The organism is Mycolicibacterium austroafricanum, from assembly GCF_000612725.1.
GTDB classification, from domain to species: Bacteria; Actinomycetota; Actinomycetes; order Mycobacteriales; family Mycobacteriaceae; genus Mycobacterium; species Mycobacterium austroafricanum.
The window spans coordinates 433,421-450,364 of sequence record NZ_HG964452.1; the positions used below are offsets into that span (position 1 = coordinate 433,421).

Annotated in this window: 16 protein-coding genes; 7 read left to right on the forward strand and 9 right to left on the reverse strand. The window is 68.0% G+C overall.

All coding sequences use genetic code 11. The annotated features are described in order from the left end of the window. The first annotated feature begins 74 nt into the window (after positions 1-74). A complete protein-coding gene (locus tag BN976_RS12525; RefSeq protein WP_011781938.1) occupies positions 75-638 on the forward strand; it encodes an OsmC family protein in 564 nt (187 codons plus the stop codon). 301 nt (positions 639-939) lie between these two features. Continuing rightward, positions 940-1,494 (forward strand): TetR/AcrR family transcriptional regulator, encoded by a 555-nt coding sequence (locus tag BN976_RS12530; RefSeq protein ID WP_011781939.1) that lies wholly within the window; start codon positions 940-942, stop codon positions 1,492-1,494. 76 nt (positions 1,495-1,570) lie between these two features. On the opposite strand, the gene BN976_RS12535 is transcribed toward BN976_RS12530, so the two are convergent. The 4 genes from BN976_RS12535 to BN976_RS12550 form a co-directional block, all read right to left on the reverse strand. Next, complete coding sequence (locus BN976_RS12535) at positions 1,571-1,804, reverse strand: hypothetical protein (protein WP_036371038.1); 234 nt, start codon at positions 1,802-1,804, stop codon at positions 1,571-1,573. Positions 1,805-1,845: 41 nt separating this feature from the next. After that, positions 1,846-2,283, reverse strand: coding sequence for a DUF4189 domain-containing protein (locus tag BN976_RS12540; protein WP_011781941.1), 438 nt, complete (start codon positions 2,281-2,283; stop codon positions 1,846-1,848). Between the two features lie 131 nt (positions 2,284-2,414). Beyond that, positions 2,415-3,269, reverse strand: a complete 855-nt coding sequence (locus tag BN976_RS12545; RefSeq protein WP_011781942.1) for an ABC transporter permease — start codon at positions 3,267-3,269, stop codon at positions 2,415-2,417. After that, positions 3,266-4,231: a daunorubicin resistance protein DrrA family ABC transporter ATP-binding protein gene (locus BN976_RS12550; RefSeq protein ID WP_036371422.1), complete on the reverse strand. Its 966-nt coding sequence runs from the start codon at positions 4,229-4,231 to the stop codon at positions 3,266-3,268. Before BN976_RS12550 ends, BN976_RS12545 begins: the two co-directional genes overlap by 4 nt. 83 nt (positions 4,232-4,314) lie before the next feature. Here BN976_RS12550 and BN976_RS12555 point away from each other — a divergent pair, with 83 nt between their 5' ends. After that, positions 4,315-5,769 carry a lipase maturation factor family protein gene (locus BN976_RS12555; RefSeq protein ID WP_011781944.1) on the forward strand — a complete coding sequence of 485 codons (1,455 nt, stop codon included), beginning with the start codon at positions 4,315-4,317 and terminating at the stop codon, positions 5,767-5,769. Positions 5,770-5,879: 110 nt separating this feature from the next. On the opposite strand, the gene BN976_RS12560 is transcribed toward BN976_RS12555, so the two are convergent. From BN976_RS12560 to BN976_RS12580, 5 genes are all read right to left on the reverse strand, one after another. Then, positions 5,880-7,514 carry a fatty acyl-AMP ligase gene (locus BN976_RS12560; protein WP_011781945.1) on the reverse strand — a complete coding sequence of 545 codons (1,635 nt, stop codon included), beginning with the start codon at positions 7,512-7,514 and terminating at the stop codon, positions 5,880-5,882. A gap of 318 nt (positions 7,515-7,832) precedes the next feature. Beyond that, complete coding sequence (locus tag BN976_RS12565; RefSeq protein WP_011781946.1) at positions 7,833-8,801, reverse strand: 4-(cytidine 5'-diphospho)-2-C-methyl-D-erythritol kinase; 969 nt, start codon at positions 8,799-8,801, stop codon at positions 7,833-7,835. Positions 8,802-8,885: 84 nt separating this feature from the next. Further along, the gene (gene rsmA / locus BN976_RS12570; RefSeq protein ID WP_011781947.1) at positions 8,886-9,821 is read right to left on the reverse strand and encodes a 16S rRNA (adenine(1518)-N(6)/adenine(1519)-N(6))-dimethyltransferase RsmA; all 936 of its coding nucleotides are present in this window, start codon (positions 9,819-9,821) and stop codon (positions 8,886-8,888) included. Then, on the reverse strand, positions 9,818-10,945 hold the full coding sequence (locus BN976_RS12575; RefSeq protein ID WP_011781948.1) for a resuscitation-promoting factor: 1,128 nt from the start codon (positions 10,943-10,945) through the stop codon (positions 9,818-9,820). Before BN976_RS12575 ends, rsmA begins: the two co-directional genes overlap by 4 nt. A gap of 82 nt (positions 10,946-11,027) precedes the next feature. After that, on the reverse strand, positions 11,028-11,879 hold the full coding sequence (locus BN976_RS12580) for a TatD family hydrolase (RefSeq protein ID WP_011781949.1): 852 nt from the start codon (positions 11,877-11,879) through the stop codon (positions 11,028-11,030). 26 nt (positions 11,880-11,905) lie between these two features. Here BN976_RS12580 and metG point away from each other — a divergent pair, with 26 nt between their 5' ends. The 4 genes from metG (at position 11,906) to BN976_RS12600 (ending at position 16,944) form a co-directional block, all read left to right on the forward strand. Beyond that, on the forward strand, positions 11,906-13,441 hold the full coding sequence (gene metG, locus BN976_RS12585; RefSeq protein WP_011781950.1) for a methionine--tRNA ligase: 1,536 nt from the start codon (positions 11,906-11,908) through the stop codon (positions 13,439-13,441). Position 13,442: 1 nt separating this feature from the next. Then, positions 13,443-14,792, forward strand: coding sequence for an NADP-specific glutamate dehydrogenase (gdhA, locus tag BN976_RS12590; RefSeq protein WP_036371042.1), 1,350 nt, complete (start codon positions 13,443-13,445; stop codon positions 14,790-14,792). Positions 14,793-14,890: 98 nt separating this feature from the next. After that, positions 14,891-16,066, forward strand: coding sequence for an NAD(P)/FAD-dependent oxidoreductase (locus BN976_RS12595; protein ID WP_036371044.1), 1,176 nt, complete (start codon positions 14,891-14,893; stop codon positions 16,064-16,066). Further along, on the forward strand, positions 16,063-16,944 hold the full coding sequence (locus BN976_RS12600; RefSeq protein ID WP_036371045.1) for an RNA polymerase sigma-70 factor: 882 nt from the start codon (positions 16,063-16,065) through the stop codon (positions 16,942-16,944). Before BN976_RS12595 ends, BN976_RS12600 begins: the two co-directional genes overlap by 4 nt.

The window sequence follows — 16,944 nt, forward strand, 5'->3', positions numbered from 1 at the left end:
CGCCCCGGTCCGACGGCTGACCTGAAACAACACTGGCACGTCCCAACACCTCAACGAAGAAGGGCGCGAACAACATGACCACCACAACCACCCTCAACGGCATTGACCGTGAAGCGCTTTCGGCGACCTTGGACGCGGTGAGAGCAACTCCGGCCCTGGCGCAGGTGAGCTTCACCCTGGGTTCGGCCTGGCTCTCCGGGTGCCACCAGCGCTCGCAGACCGGGGAGATGCGGCAGAACGGCGAGGCCGTCGCCGACCGGCGGTCTCGCTACGTACTGGAATCCGACGAACCGGCAGCGCTGCTCGGCACCGACACGGCTGCGAACCCGGCCGAGTACGTACTGCAGGCTTTGGCCGGCTGTTACGCCGTCACCTATGCCACCAACGCCGCTCTGCGGGGAATCGAGTTGTCTTCCTTGAAGCTGGAGTTGGAGGTCGATTTCGACCTGCACGGCTTCCTCGGCCTGGACGACTCCGTACGGCCGGGCGCACAACAGATCCGGGTCAACGTGCATGCCGAGTCGCCGAACGCAAGCGGCGAACAACTGCAGAAATTGACCGAGGCCGTGCAGGATCATTCACCAATCCGTGACACCCTGGCCAATCCCGTCGAAGTCGTCACGACGCTGGTCCGATAGACAGGTAGACAGCCCCTGCTGTGACGGATGCGTCACGTCCGTTCCCACCTTGGCGTCGCCGGGGTGGGAACGGACGATGTCCATCACAGGCCAGGGCCGGTCGCAGGGTGGAAACAGATCGTTCTTCATCCTGGTAGCATCGGCTGCAGCCGGGCGACAGGAGCTGCGATGAGAGAAGACGGTCAGGCATCGTCGTCCGCCGCCGGCACCGGCACGTCGGATCCGTGTCGTCGGTATCCGGGGCGGAGCAGTGCGGCCGTGCATGACACCGCGCCTCGTGCGACGTCAGAGGAGCGCGGACGTGCCGGCTGAGGACCCGCGTCAGCGCGCCATCGACGCGGCGGTTGAACTGTTCCACCGAGAGGGCTTCGGGGCCGTCGGCATCGACCGTCTGACCACGTCGATCGGAATGTCGAAACGCACGCTGTACAAGTACTTCGACTCGAAGGACGATCTGCTTCTCGCGGTGCTGGACAGCTGCGAAGGCATGGCGCTTCGCGACTTACCGGATGAGGATGATGATTCGTCTCCGCGCGACCGGATCCTCGCGGTGTTCGACGCGCAGGCGAAGTACTGCACCGACCCGGATTTCGCCGGCTGTTTCTTCGTCAACATCGCTACGGAATTCCGCGATCCTGACCATCGCGCGGTCCGTATCGCGGCCGACCACAAAGCGAAGCTGACCCAATTCCTGGTTCGGCAGGCCCGCCTGGCCGGGGTGGCGGCTCCCGACGATCTCGCCGAACAACTCACCGTCCTGCACACCGGTGCCGCCGATTACGCCCTGCTCTACGGCCACTACCCGGATTCGACCAGGACCGCAGTGGCAGCGTTGCTCACCGCCGCGGGTCTCTGACCGCAGGCCGGTCTGCACCGCACCTGAACGACTTCCCCCGGGTCCGAGTCGGCATCGGCCGCGCACCCGGAGCTGACTACCAGGACAGGATGATCCCGGTCCGGTTGTTACGGGGGATGGTATCGGCCACATTGGGCGCTCGCGTCCCCGGCACCGCCTTGATCGACACGCTGCCGTTGGTCTCACACCTGACCAGGTTGCCGGCTTCCTGGCAGTTCGCCTGCGCCGAGGCGGGCGGAGCCGAGACAAGCAGCACCGCAACCACACTCGTCATCAACACCAACGTCGGGTAGTTCGCGCGACTGGTCATGGTCACCTTCCCTGCTGGAACGCCGCCCAGCGCAAACCTGCTCACGGGCAGGACGAGGCCAGGACCCGAGCATTCGGGTCCAGCGTGAGATTCGCCCGTCCGACGTTGCGGAACGCATCGTCACGGGCGGCTTCGACTGTGGGTCCGGCGCCGCCGGAAACGATGCCGCTGCCGTTGTCCGCCCCGACCGACACCACGCAGAAGACGTCGTTGGTCACTTCGTCGCTGCTGCACTGCTCGGCGCCGGCGTTCTGACAGACCGCTATCACTGCCGCCGAGGCCGCTTCATTGGTCGGACCGGAGGCCGAGAAGCCGACCAGCATGCCGTCACGCACACCGGAACCGACGGCCCTCGACACGACGCCGGTCTCCACCATGCCGCCGGGTCCGCCTGCCCATACGGGAGCCGAGCAGACCGTCGCAGTGACGACGCCGGCCGCCGCGACCAGAACTGCGGAGACTGCGCGAAGGATCGGCATGTTTCCTCCAGGGCCGAGACTGCCAGAGGATTGGAGCATAGGTCAGGGCGGCCGCTGCGGTGTCGGGACAGCGAAATAGTCAGAAAGCTGTGCAGTCCCAGCACCGACGGGGACCGGCCGACCGCATCGACTCACCCGCCGGTACGACGTTTGTACGCATACAGCGCGAACGGCGCGAACACCGCGGTCAACGCCAACGACCACAGGACGGTCGCCAGCACCGGATGGTGCAGCGGCAGCTGCGCGCCGGCCGGGGCCGGCCCGCCGTTGCCCCACAGCTCGCGCATCGCCTGCGCCAGCGACGACACCGGGTTCCACTCGGCGATCACCCGCAGCCAGCGCGGCATCGGCTCCGTCGGCACGAACGTGTTGGCCAAAAACGTGACCGGGAACAACGCGGTGAACATCACGCCGTTGACCGCCTCGACGGTGCGCAACAGCGAACCGATCAGGATGCCGAACCAGATCATCCCGAAGCCGAACAGCAGCAGGAGCGCAAAGGCCAGAACGGCTTCGGCGACACCGTTGCGGATGCGCCATCCGATGGCCAGACCCGTCAGCGCCATCACCAGCACGCCCAGCGACGAGTGGATGACGCTGGCGATGCTGCGGCCGATCAGCACCGAGGAGCGGGAGATCGGCAGCGACCGGAAGCGGTCGATGATGCCCTTCTCGACGTCGGCCGTGATTCCCGAGGCGACGACGAATGCCGAGAACACGATGGTCTGCGCCTGGATGCCCGGCAGCAGGAACTCCCGGTAGGACGCGCCGCCGGTGTTGGTGATCGACGCTCCGAACACGAACGCGAACAACAGTACGAACATGATCGGCTGCGCGGTCACGTCGCTGAGCATCTCGGGCATCCGCTTGGTGTGGATCATGTTGCGCTTGACCATGATCCACGACTGCTGCGCGAGATTGGTGGGCCGGATGGGCACCGGCTGGGGCCGCACCGCTGCGTGGGCCTCGGTGTCGAGCGCGGTCATGCGCCGATCTCCTCACTGTCTTCGGTGCGGTGTCCGGTGAGCGTCAGGAACACGTCGTCGAGGCTGGGCCGGGACAACCCGATGTCGTCGACGGCGATGCCGCTGTCCCGCAACCACTCCGCCACCCGGATCATGTCGTCGAGACCGTCGGCCGACGCGGTCAACCGGCGGGCACCGGCGTCGACGAACACCTCGGCCCCGGTCTGGCCGAGCAGGGTCCGGGCGCCTTCGAGGTCGGCGGCGTCGCCGACGGTGACCACCAGGCTGGCCCGCCCGGCCTGCTGCTTGAGTTCCAGCGGCGAGCCCTCGGCGATGATGTGCCCCCTGTCGATCACGACGATGTTGTCGGCCAGCTGGTCGGCCTCTTCGAGGTACTGGGTGGTCAGCAGCAGCGTGGTGCCCTGCGCGACCAGGCCGCGAAGCACGTCCCACAGTTCGCTGCGGCTGCGCGGATCCAGGCCGGTGGTCGGCTCGTCGAGGAACAACACCGGCGGTGACGCGAGCAGACTCACCGCGAGATCCAGCCGGCGCCGCATGCCCCCGGAGTAGGACCTGACCACCCGGTCTGCGGCATCGGTCAGCGAAAACTGGTGCAGCAGTTGATCACCGAGCCTGTCAAGGTCCTTGCGGCGGATGCCGTAGAGCCCGCCGATCATGCGGATGTTCTCCCGCCCGGTCAGCAGCTCGTCGACGGTGGCCACCTGCCCCGTCAGCCCCATGTGGCGCCGTACGTCGTCGGGCTGGGCGCGCACGTCGTAACCGGCCACCCGCGCGGTGCCGCTGGTCGGCTCGGTGAGCGTCGTCATCATGCGCACCGTCGTGGTCTTGCCCGCACCGTTGGGGCCGAGAAGCCCGAGCACGGTCCCCGGCGGGACCGCGAAACTCACCCCGTCGACGGCGGGGTTGTCCAGGGTGTCCCCGAACCGCTTGACCAGGTCGATGGCTTCGATCGCCGATTCCATGGCATCGACGGTATAGGCGCACACCGACATCGGACCAACGCTTTTGTCCGCCATCGGGGGCTGCAACGGCGTCTACTGAAGATGTGTACGCGGACTGGTTCGACGCACCCGGGTACTGGCTGGCCCGGGAGGTCCTGCAGCGGGGTGTGGCGGCGATCTACCTGATCGCGTTCGTCGCCGCGGCCCGCCAGTTCCGCGCACTGATCGGTGAGCACGGAATGTTGCCGGTGCCACGGTTCGTCGCCCAGGTGCCGTTCCGGGTCGCCCCGAGCGTGTTCCATCTCCACTACTCCGACCGCTTCTTCAGCGCCGTGTGCTGGAGCGGGGCGGTGCTGGCGACCGCCGTCGCCGCCGGCGGCGACGACCTGGTACCGCTGTGGGCAGCCACGCTGGCGTGGCTGGCGCTGTGGGTCCTGTACCTGTCGATCGTCAACGTCGGGCAGCGCTGGTACGGATTCGGTTGGGAGTCGCTGTTGTTGGAGGCGGGCTTCCTGGCCATGCTGCTGGGCAACGACGACACGGCGCCGCCGCTGCTGGCGTTGTGGTTGGCGCGCTGGCTGTTGTTCCGCGTGGAGTTCGGCGCCGGGCTGATCAAGATGCGCGGCGATCCGTGCTGGCGCGACCTGAGCTGCCTGGACTACCACCACGAGACCCAGCCGATGCCGGGCCCGCTGAGCTGGTTCTTCCACCACCTGCCCAAGCCACTGCACCGTGTCGAGGTCGCGGGCAACCACGTCGCCCAGCTGGTCGTCCCGTTCGCGTTGTTCGCCCCGCAGCCGGTGGCCTCGGTGGCTGCGGGGATCGTGATCGTCACGCAGCTGTGGCTGGTGCTGTCCGGGAACTTCGCGTGGCTCAACTGGCTGACGATCCTCCTCGCGTTCAGTGCCGTCGACCAGTCCGTGTTCGCCGTGGTGCTGCCGATGTCCGCGCCTCCGGCCCGGGCTGGGCCGCCGCCGTGGTTCGCCGCCCTGGTGATCGCAGGCACGGCGCTGACGGTGGTCCTGAGCTACTGGCCCGTGCGCAACATGCTCGGACGCCGGCAGCAGATGAACGCGTCGTTCAACCCCTTCCACCTGGTGAACACCTACGGGGCGTTCGGCAGCATCGGCCGGGTCCGGTACGAGGTGGTCATCGAGGGGACCGCCGAGCCGGAACCCACCGCGCAGACGGTGTGGAAGGAGTACGGCTTCAAGGGGAAACCCGGCGACCTGCGCCGGATGCCCCGGCAGTGGGCGCCTTACCACCTGCGCCTGGACTGGATGATGTGGTTCGCGGCGCTGTCACCGGCCTACGCGCGCGACTGGTTCCGGCCGCTGGTGGTACGGCTGCTGCGCAACGATGCCGCGACACTTCGTCTACTCGGGCACAATCCGTTTCCCGACGAGCCACCCCGATGCATCCGGGCGCGGCTGTACGAATACCGGTTCACGACATGGCGGGAGCTGCGCGACGAACGGCGTTGGTGGCACCGAACCCTGGTCGGTGAGTACCTGCCGGCCGTCGCCCTGGGTGCAGGCGACTCGCCTGCCGCACGGTGAGCTCGCCAGCCGCACGGTGAGCGTGCGTGAAGTCACGGTGAGCGTGCGCGAAGTAGCGAGAATGTGCGGCGTGTCGGGTGCAGACACGCACGCTCGCGCGAAAGCCGAGGCTAGGTGACCAGGGAGACCGAGTTCGAGCGGCGCAGCTTGCCGGACGACGTCTTGGGGATGCTGCCCGGGCCGAGCACGACGACGTTGCGGGGACGCATGTCGACCTCCGCGACGACCTCATGGGCCACCTGGTGCTCGATGCGGCGTACCTCCGCCGGGTCCTGCCAGTTGTTGGACTCGACGGCGACGGCGAACGTCTCGCGGGAATGGCCGGCATCCAGCCGCACCGCGACGGCACAGCCCGGACGCACACCTTCCACGCGGCCCGCCGCACGTTCGATGTCCGTCGGGTAGATGTTGCGGCCGGCCATGATGATGACGTCCTTGACGCGGCCGCAGACCACCACGTTGCCCTCCTCGGTGATGTAGCCGAGGTCGCCGGTGTCGTACCAGCCGTGTTCGTCCTGAGCAGGAATGAAGCCGCCCATGGTCATGTATCCGGGCGTCACGCACTCGCCGCGCAGCTCGATCACGCCGACGCCGCGGGGCGGCATGACATTGCCGTGGTCGTCGATGACCCGGGCCTCGAGGTCGGTCAGCAGCGGGCCGAGCTCGGCGAGACGCTTGGTGTGGCCCTTGGTCGCCGGGACCGCGCGGCGCAGCGCCGCCAGCAGGTCGGCGTCGACCTCGTCGACCGTCAGGCCCGCACCGCAGGGTGAGAACGACACGGCCAGCGTGGTCTCGGCCATGCCGTAGGCGGGCAGGATCGCGCCGGGGTCGAGACCGAACGGCTTGCCGGCGTCCAGCAGATCCTCTACGTCTGCGGGTTCCACGGGCTCGGCGCCGGACAACGCGAAGCGCAGCGTGGACAGGTCGAACTCGCCGGGCTTGGCCTGACGGCGCAGCCGCTTGGCGAACAGCGCGTAAGCGAAGTTCGGCGCCGCGGTCATGGTGCCCTTGTACTTGTCGATCAGCTTGGCCCACAGCAGGGTGTCGCGCAGGAAGTCCAGCGGCGTGACCTTGACCAGTTCGGCGCCGAAGTACATCGGGATGGTCAGGAAGCCGACCATGCCCATGTCGTGGAAGCACGGCAGCCAGCTGACCATGACGTCCTTCTCGACGTCGTACTGTGCGCCGATGAACATCGCCTCGGCGTTGGAGTAGATGTTGCGGTGCGTGATCTGCACGGCTTTGGGTGACCCGGTGGATCCGCTCGTCAACTGCATCAGCGCCAGATCGTCTTCGCCGACCTCGATGGGCTCGATGGGGTCGGCGGCCAGCAGATCCGTCACGGTGAGGACCTTGATGCCCTTTTCCTCCAGCACCGGGATCGCCACCAGGAACGGCTCGGACACGATGACGGCCTTGGCCTCGATCATGCCGATGACGTTCATGGTGTCCTCGGCCCAGACCACGAGGTCGGTGCGCGGCGTCGGCTGGTGCAGCATCGTCAGGCTCGCGCCGCGCATCCACAGACCCTGCGCGGTGGGCGCGATCTCGACCGGGAAGCCCGCGAGCACACCGACCGCGTCGCCGAGGCCGACGCCGGCCGCGGCCAGTCCGCCGGCGATGCGCTTCGCCCGCTCGTGCACCTCACCCCAGGTGTGACGAACCGGCTCGTAGGGCTCTCCGGTGACCATGCCCCTGCCGGTGGTATGGGCACTGCGGTACATCTTCTCGGTGAATCTGCTCACGACGACCTCCTCGCCGACATCTGCCCCGGTGCACATGCCCGTTTGCCATGCTCCGCCTGACCAGCGGCCTTTACACGGAGGCGCGCACACAGTCGGGGAGCGGTTGTGTCTCGAATCGGTGATGTTCCGTGAGCGCGGCCGGATGCAGCACGCATTGCGCCCTGCGCCCCGCCGGTACCACCGGTGGGGTTGTTCATTGCGTCCACAGCTTGACCGCTAGCTCTCACCGTCGCTCATCTTAAGCAACTCTTAAGTAACTGCCAAACGAGAGCGAGTATTGAGGCGTGTGTCACACCGGATCGTGATCACCGCTTGATGTCAGCCGGCGTTCGACGGGCTCGGCACCACCCGCGCGCCCTGCACGGGCCCGCTCGCCACGCGCACCGTCCGGCACACGCCCGCGCCGGCCAGTTCGGTCCCGACGTCGACCGCGGCGCCGGCCGATCCACACAGGAACGCGCAAGTCGGGCCCGATCCCGACACCACACCCGCCAGCGCACCCGCGTCGACACCCGCGCGCAGCGTGCGGCGGAGCGTGGAGTCCAGGCTCAGTGCAGCGGGCTGCAGGTCGTTGCCGAGCAACGGCGCCAGTTGGGCCGGGTCCCCCGAGGCGAGGGCGGCGAGCACGGGTTCGGGTGATTCCAGGCGCGGCGGCAGGGTGCGGTCCTCCTCGGCGCGCAGACGATCGATCTCGGCGAACACCTTCGCGGTGGACAGCCCGCCGGGCGAGAACGCCAGCACCCAGTGAAACGTGTTGCGCGTCAACACCGTCGCCAGTTCCTCGCCCCGGCCCGTCCCCAACGCGGTGCCACCGTGCAGCGCGAACGGGACATCGCTGCCCAACTGGGCGGCCAGGGCGTGCAGGTCACGCCGGGGCACGCCGAGTTCCCAGAGCGAGTTCATCGCCACCAGCACAGCGGCCGCGTCGGCGCTGCCGCCCGCCATGCCGCCGGCCACCGGGATGGTCTTCTCGATCGAGATCGCCACATCGGGAGACCGTCCGACGTGGTCGGCCATCAGTTCCGCGGCCCGCCACGCCAGGTTGCGCTCGTCGGTCGGCAGCGACTCGGCGCCCTCGCCGGTCATCTCCAGCGACAGGATGTCCGCGGTCCGGACGGTGACCTCGTCGAGCAGTGACACCGCGTGGAACACGGTGGTCAATTCGTGATAGCCGTCGTCCCGACGATCGCCCACATCCAGATAGAGGTTGACCTTGCCGGGCACACGGACCGTGACCGAACCCGTGGGAACCCACTCGGAAGCCGTATTACCGTCACGCGCGGACACCGAACGACACTAACAGCGCCGAGACTGCGTCGAGCGTGGTGATCGCACCGAAATGACCGCGTGGAATGCAGTTTCGGCGCGAAATTACAGCGTGGGGACCTGGGCGTCCTCGTCGGTTGCGACAGCGGTCGCCGCCGACTCCGGCTTGGGCACCACGTGCCAGTCCGCGGAACGCTGAAGCAGCCGGACGAAGTCGTTGATGCTCAACGTCTCACCCCGGCGCGAGGGGTCGATACTGGCCGCCAGCAGACGGCTGGCCGACTCGTTGCCCGAGCCCGCCCACTCGGCGAACGCGTTGCGCGAGGTCTTGCGGCGCTGCGCGAAGGCCACGTCGATGAGCTCGAAGACCTGCTGGCGGAACTCCGGGTCGGTGGGCCACGGCGACGTCTCGTAGCGATCGATGCGCACCAGACCCGAGTAGACCCGCGGGATCGGCCAGAAGACCGTCGGCGACACCATGCCGTAGCGGCGGACGTTACCGAAGAACCGCACCTTGGCGCTCGGCACCCCGTAGTCCTTGCCGCCCGGCTCGGCGGCCAGCCGCTCGGCGACCTCCGCCTGCACCATCACCATCACGGTGCGGATCGACGGGAACTCGGCGAGCAGATGCAGCAGTGCAGGCACCGCGACGTTGTAGGGCAGGTTCGCCACCAGCGCGGTCGGCATCTCGGTCATGTCCGACTGCTTGAACGTCAGGATGTCGCGGTTGAGCACGGTCAGCCGGTTGACCTCGCTGTGCGAGTGGGCGGCAATCGTGGTGGGGAGCTGGTTGGCCAGCACCGGGTCGATCTCGACCGCGGTCACCTTGGCGCCCCGGTCCAGCAGCGCGAGCGTCAACGAGCCCAGCCCGGGACCGACCTCGAGTACGTGGTCGGACCGGTTGATGCTGGACGCGGACACGATGCGACGCACAGTGTTGGCGTCGTGCACGAAGTTCTGACCGAAAGACTTGCGTGGCCGGAAGTCGATCGACTTAGCCAGATGCCGAATTTCAGTTCGCCCGAGCAGCCGTATTGTCACGACGCACCGATCCTCCCACTACAGGTCGGCCACGCCCCCCAACCTTGGCGCGCCCGAGTAACCTCAGCAATCGCGATCTGCTCTTCTCTTGTTGCCAGATCCGCTCGCTGAGCATACCTCAGACCACCGTTGCGCTCCCAGGTGTTTTGATCAAATTGGACGCCACCAAAATAGCCATTTCCGGTATTGATCGCCCAATTACCTCCGGCTTCGCACCGTGCCAACGCATCCCACGTCCCGCCGTTGGAGACCGGCGGCACCTCGGTGCCGGGCTTCGCACCCACTCTCAGCACACCGTCGCGGGCCGGAGCTATCACGACATTGGCTACTGGCAGCCTGCCCGTTTCGACTCCGTTCACCGTCGCGACCGCGAAAGTCACGTCCTGAACGCCCGGATTGCCGGGGTCCTCCACGATCTGGCGGCTCATGTTGAGCGTCACGTCGTCGATGCGCTGGTTGTTCGGCATCAGCGGCAAACGTTCGGTGACCTTGGCGACGCGGACCCGGGTGACCGTGATGCGCATGCCCTCGACGACGGGCGACGACGCGGCCGGAATGACCGTGTCGCTTTGCTGTAGCGGCACCCCGGCAGCATCGAGCAGGCTCGCGACATTCGGCGCGGCGAGGCGCACCGCGCGGACCGCACCCCCGTCGTCTATTTGCACGTTCTTGGGGCTGACGACCGGAAGTGCCATGCCGTCCAGCGGGAGTCGGCTGCCGCGCGACGCGGCCACAGGCGCCTTGTCGGTCATCTGCAGCTGGGCCAGTGCCTGGTCGACGGTCGACGCGGTCGTCCACACCTGCTCGGTGCCGCCTCCGTCGGTGGAGATCTCCAACGGCCGACTGCGGCGTAGGACGATGGTGTCGGAGTGGTGCACCGGGGTATCGGCCGCCGGGTAGAGATCGTCCCGCTCGCCGACCTCGAAGCCGTTTTCCTCCACGACGTCGATGACGCGGGACTTCATCGTCGGCACCGCCATCGACACGTCGTCGACCGTCAAGGTCACCGTCTTGTGCGCCGCCACCGCCGTCCCGCCGGCAACGATCAATGCCAGCAAAGTGGCCGCGACAAGCACTCGCAGCAAAGGCGAACGGGTCTGATGAAGTTTGATCAATGCATTCAAAATGTCGTCTATCCCCGACTTTGGCACAACTGGCGGCCAATCGGCCGCCCCACGTATTGTCACAAGACGGTAACGAAAAGGCCTAGTTCCAGCAACTCGCCAGCCCGTAAACCCGCTTCGCCGTCGCGGAAGTCTGCTCCGCGATCGTCTCTGCCGGCCTGGAGAGGACCTCGGCCAGCGCCCGCACAGTGTAGGGCAGGCAGTAGGGCTCGTTCGGGGCGCCGCGGAACGGGTGCGGGGTCAGAAACGGCGCGTCCGTCTCGACCAGCATCTGGTCCGCCGGGATCAGCGGCACCGCCTCACGCAGGTCACGGGCGTTCTTGAAACTCACCGTGCCGGACAGGCTGAGCAGCCACCCCTCGTCGATGCAGGCGCGGGCCATCGCGGCGCCGGACGAGAAACAGTGAAAGATCACCGTCTCGGGCGCACCCTCGGCGCGCAGCACGTCGAGCACCGCGGCGTCGGCGTCGCGGTTGTGGATCATCAGCGGCTTGCCGGTCCGCTTGGCCAGGTCGATGTGCCAGGCGAACGCCTCCCGCTGATCGGCCGGCTCCGCGCAGCCCTCCAGCCGGCCCGGCCAGTAGAGATCCATCCCGGTCTCCCCGACCGCGACCACCCGGGGATGCGCAGCGAGGCGCTCGATCACGCTCCGGGCCTCCGGCGTCAGCGCGTTGGCCCGGGTCGGATGCAGCGCCACGGCCGCATACACCCGCGGGTCCCAGTCGGCGGCCTCGGCGGCCCAGCGTGCGGCCTCCAGGTCGTCGGCGATCGTGACGACGGCCTGCACACCGGCCGACGCGGCGCGGTCGAGGATGGCGCGCACGTCGTCGGCGTTGCGGGCGCCGCAGGCGTCGAGGTGGGTGTGAGCGTCGATCAGGGGTGCGAGGGGCTGCGGGATCGGGGGCGGCTCGCGCCGCTGCTTGGTCGCGCTCACGGCCCACACTCTAGGGTGAAGCTGAAATGACCGAGCCGTACTACATCACGACGGCGATCGCCTACCCCAACGGTGACCCGCACGTCGGACACGCATACGAATACATCGCCACCGACGCGGTCGCGCGGTTCAAGCGGTTGGACGGGTTCGACGTCCGGTTCCTCACCGGCACGGACGTGCACGGGCTCAAGATGGCCGAGACCGCGGCAAAGCTCGGAGTGCCGACCGCCGAACTGGCCAGGTCGAACTCCGACGTCTTCCAGCGTCTGCAGGAGAAGCTGCACATCTCGTTCGACCGCTTCATCCGCACCAGCGACCCGGACCACTACGAGGCGTCCAAGGCGATCTGGCGCCGGATGGTCGACGCCGGCGACGTGTACCTCGGCAAGTATTCGGGCTGGTACTCGGTGCGCGACGAACGGTTCTTCACCGAGGCCGAGACCTCGGTGGACGCCGCCGGGGTCCGGATCGCCACCGAGACCGGCACGCCGGTGACGTGGACCGAGGAGGAGACGTACTTCTTCCGGCTGTCCGCCTACGCGGACCGCCTGCTCGCGCTCTACGCCGACCATCCGGAGTTCATCGAGCCCGAGGTGCGCCGCAACGAGGTCGTCAGCTTCGTCTCCGGCGGGCTGCGCGACCTGTCGATCTCCCGGACGACCTTCGACTGGGGCGTTCCGGTGCCCGACCATCCCGACCACGTCATGTATGTGTGGGTGGACGCGCTGACCAATTATCTGACCGGGGTCGGCTTCCCCGACACCGACTCGGAGTTGTTCACCCGGTACTGGCCGGCGGACCTGCACATGGTCGGCAAGGACATCATCCGGTTCCACACCGTGTACTGGCCGGCGTTCCTGATGTCGGCGGGGATCGAGCTCCCGAAAAAGGTGTTCGTGCACGGCTTTCTGCTCAACCGGGGCGAGAAGATGAGCAAGTCGGTCGGCAACGTCGTCGACCCGGTGAACCTGGTGGACACCTTCGGCCTGGATCAGGTGCGCTACTTCTTCCTGCGCGAGGTGCCGTTCGGTCAGGACGGCAGCTACAGCGAGGACGCCATCATCGGCCGGATCAACGCCGACCTGGCCAACGAGTTCGGCAACCTGGCGCAGCGCTCACTGTCGATGGTCGCCAAGAACCTCGACGGCGTGGTCCCGCAGCCCGGCGCGTTCACCGCCGAGGACTCGGAGATGCTCGCCGCGGCCGACGCGCTGCTGGAGCGCGTTCGCCGGCATTTCGAGGCGACGGCCATGCACCTGGCGCTGGAGGCGATCTGGTCGGTGCTGGGCGCGGCCAACCGCTACTTCTCCGCGCAGGAGCCCTGGGTGCTGCGCAAGACCGACCCGGCACGCTTCGCGACGGTGCTGTACACGACCTTGGAGGTGGTGCGGATCGCCGCGCTGCTGAGCCAGCCGGTGATGCCCGACGCGGCCGCCAAACTGCTCGACCTGCTCGGCCAACCCGCCGACCGGCGAGCCTTCACCGCGATCGGGACGAGGCTGGCCCCCGGGACGGCGCTGCCCTCCCCCACCGGCGTCTTCCCGCGCTACCAGGCCGACTGACATGGACGGACTGAACACCAAACTGCACGACATCTACGACGAAGTAGCCCGCCGCAACCCGGGCGAGGCCGAGTTCCACCAGGCCGTCTACGAGGTGCTCGACAGCCTCGGGCCCGTCGTCGACAAGCATCCCGACTACGTCGACACCGCGGTGATCCGGCGGCTGTGCGAGCCCGAGCGTCAGATCATCTTCCGGGTGCCCTGGCTCGACGACGGCGGCGTCGTCCAGATCAACCGGGGGTTCAGGGTGGAGTTCAACTCCGCGCTCGGGCCGTTCAAGGGCGGCCTGCGGTTCCACCCCTCGGTCTACCTCGGAATCGTCAAGTTCCTCGGGTTCGAGCAGATCTTCAAGAACTCGCTGACCGGCATGCCGATCGGCGGCGGCAAGGGCGGCTCGGACTTCGACCCCAAGGGCCGCTCCGACGGCGAGGTCATGCGGTTCTGCCAGTCCTTCATGACCGAGTTGTACCGCCACCTCGGCGAGTACACCGACGTGCCGGCAGGCGACATCGGCGTCGGTATGCGCGAGATCGGCTACCTGTTCGGCCAGTACAAGCGGATCACCAACCGCTACGAGTCCGGTGTGTTCACCGGCAAGGGGCTGACCTGGGGCGGATCGCAGGTCCGCACCGAGGCCACCGGATACGGCACCGTGTTCTTCGTCGACGAGATCCTGCGGTCGCGCGGCCAGTCCTTCGATGGCAGGCAGGTGGTGGTGTCCGGGTCGGGCAACGTGGCGATCTACGCGATCGAGAAGGTGCACGCGCTGGGAGGCACCGTGGTCGCATGCTCGGACTCCAGCGGCTACGTGCACGACGAGAACGGCATCGACCTCGGCCTCCTCAAGGAGATCAAGGAGTTGCGCCGCGGCCGGATGACCGACTACGCCGAGGCGCGCCGCGGTGCGGCGCACCACGTGGCCGGGCGCAGTGTGTGGGAGGTGCCGTGCGACATCGCGCTTCCCTGCGCCACCCAGAACGAGGTCTCGGGCGCCGACGCCGCGCAGTTGATCGACTCGGGATGCCGGATCGTCGCCGAGGGTGCCAACATGCCGTGCACCCCGGAGGCGGTGAAGCGCTTCGAGGAAGCCGGGGTGACGTTCGCGCCGGGCAAGGCCGTCAACGCCGGCGGGGTGGCCACCAGCGCGCTGGAGATGCAGCAGAACGCCTCGCGTGATTCGTGGACATTCGAAGACACCGAGGCACGGCTGGCGGAGATCATGGGACGCATCCACGACCGTTGCCTGTCGACGGCCGACGAGTACGGCCAACCGGGCAATTACGCGGCGGGTGCCAACATCGCCGGGTTCATCCGGGTCGCCGATGCCATGCTGGCCCTTGGTCTGGTGTGACAGAGTCACAGTGATCTGAACCACAGTCGCGGCGTCGGTGTCACATTCCGGCACCGCGCGGTGTCTTGAGGGCACAAGCCCCTTCGAGAGGAGACACCATGACCGCACAGAGGACCCACGTCGTCGTGATCGGCGGCGGCTACGCCGGCGTGATGGCGGCCAACCGGCTGATGTCACGTGACGGCCTGCGGGTGACGCTGGTCAACCCCCGACCCGAGTTCGTAGAACGCATCCGGCTGCACCAGTTCGTGACCGGATCCGACGATGCAGTGGTGGACTACGCCGACGTAGTCGGCGAGGGCATCGCGCTCGTCGTCGACTCGGTGACGCGGATCGACGCGCCCACCCGCCGGGTCGAACTCGCCTCCGGCGGCAGCATCGACTACGACTACCTCATCTACGCCGTCGGCAGCACCGGCGCCGCACCGACCGTGCCCGGCGCGGCTGAGTTCGCCTATCCGATCTCCGAGTACGAACACGGCGCACCGTTGCGTACCGCTGTGACGGCCGCGGCGGCCGACGCGCCGATCGTTGTGGTCGGCGCCGGACCCACCGGCCTGGAGACCGCCGCCGAACTCGCCGAGGAAGGCCGACGCGTGACGCTGGTCTGCGGCAGCGTACTGGGACCGTATCTGAGCACGCGGGGCCGCCGGGCGGCCGCCAAGCGGATGACCAAACTCGGCGTCGACGTGATCGACGGTCCTGGCGCGACCGTCACCGAGGTGCTCGCCGATGCGGTGGTGCTGGCCGACGGTCGCCGGGTGGCCTCCGCTGTGACGATCTGGACCGCGGGTTTCGGTGTGCCCGACCTGGCGGTGCGCAGCGGCCTGAGTACCGATGCGATCGGCCGGCTGCTGACCGACGAGACACTGGCCAGTGTCGACGATCCCCGCATCGTCGCCGCCGGCGATGCGGCGGCCCCGTCGGACCTGCCGCTGCGCATGAGCTGCCAGGCGGCGATCCCGCTCGGCGCCCAGGCCGCGAACACGGTGCTGAGCCGGATCGCCGGCACCACGCCGAAACCGATCAACCAGGCCTTCACCGGCCAGTGCATCAGCCTGGGCCGCTCGGCGGGTCTGATCCAGATCGCCCACCTCGACGACAGGGTGATGCCGCTCTACATCGGCGGGCGCACCGCGGCGAGCGTCAAGGAGGCGGTCTGCAAGGGCACGATCTCGTTCCTGTCCCGCGAAGCCCGCAAGCCGGGCAGCTACTTCTGGCTCAAGGGTGGCAAGCGCCAGCAGAAGCTGGCGGCCCAACCGGTGTCGTCGTGAGCGAACACGCCGACCGGTTCACCCATCTGCGCCCGCTGCTGTTCACGATCGCCTACGAGATCCTGGGCAGCACAACCGAATCCGACGACGTGCTGCAGGAGAGCTATCTGCGCTGGGCCGAGGTCGACCTGGCAGCAGTGACCGACACCAAGGCCTACCTGGCCCGGCTCGTCACCCGGCAGGCCCTCAACGCGCTGCGGGCACAGTCCCGCCGCCGCGAGGACTACGTGGGCCCGTGGTTGCCCGAACCGCTTCTGACCGAGGCGGATCCGTCCGCGGATGTGGTGCTGGCCGAATCGGTGTCGATGGCAATGCTGGTGGTGCTGGAGACGCTGAGTCCCGACGAACGTGCGGTCTTCGTGCTGCGGGAGGTGTTCGGGTTCGGGCACGACGAGATCGCCGCGACGCTCGGAAAGTCGACGGAAGCGGTGCGCCAGACGGCGCACCGCGCCCGCGCGCATGTGCAGTCCCGGCGCAAACGCTTCGAGCCCGTCGACCCGAAGGTGTCCACCGAGATCACGACCCGGTTCTTCACCGCCGCGGCCACCGGCGACCTGGACGGGCTGATGGCGATGCTGGCCCCCGACGTGGTGTGGACGGCCGACAGCGACGGCAAGGTCAGCGCGGCGCGCAGGCCGGTGGCGGGCGCCGACCGGGTGGCCAGGTTGATCATGGGCTTCGTCCGACAGGCCGGCGCCGACGGCAGGGTCGAGCCCGCGGTCTACAACAGCGCGCCGGCCCTGGTGCTCTACCTCGGCGACAACCTGGAGGGTGTGGTGACCTTCGAGGTGGTCGACGGCCGGATCACCAACTTCTACGCGATGCGCAACCCGGAGAAGTTGGCGGGTGTGAAGGTGCCGCGACAGATCAGCCGATAA

Coding starts and splice junctions, on each gene's coding strand:
- gdhA (WP_036371042.1), top strand. CDS start 13,443: ATGGACGGACTGAACACCAAACTGCACGACATCTACGACGAAGTAGCC.
- metG (WP_011781950.1), top strand. CDS start 11,906: ATGACCGAGCCGTACTACATCACGACGGCGATCGCCTACCCCAACGGT.
- BN976_RS12545 (WP_011781942.1), bottom strand. CDS start 3,269: ATGACCGCGCTCGACACCGAGGCCCACGCAGCGGTGCGGCCCCAGCCG.
- BN976_RS12525 (WP_011781938.1), top strand. CDS start 75: ATGACCACCACAACCACCCTCAACGGCATTGACCGTGAAGCGCTTTCG.
- BN976_RS12535 (WP_036371038.1), bottom strand. CDS start 1,804: ATGACCAGTCGCGCGAACTACCCGACGTTGGTGTTGATGACGAGTGTG.
- BN976_RS12540 (WP_011781941.1), bottom strand. CDS start 2,283: ATGCCGATCCTTCGCGCAGTCTCCGCAGTTCTGGTCGCGGCGGCCGGC.
- BN976_RS12595 (WP_036371044.1), top strand. CDS start 14,891: ATGACCGCACAGAGGACCCACGTCGTCGTGATCGGCGGCGGCTACGCC.
- BN976_RS12550 (WP_036371422.1), bottom strand. CDS start 4,231: ATGGAATCGGCGATCGAAGCCATCGACCTGGTCAAGCGGTTCGGGGAC.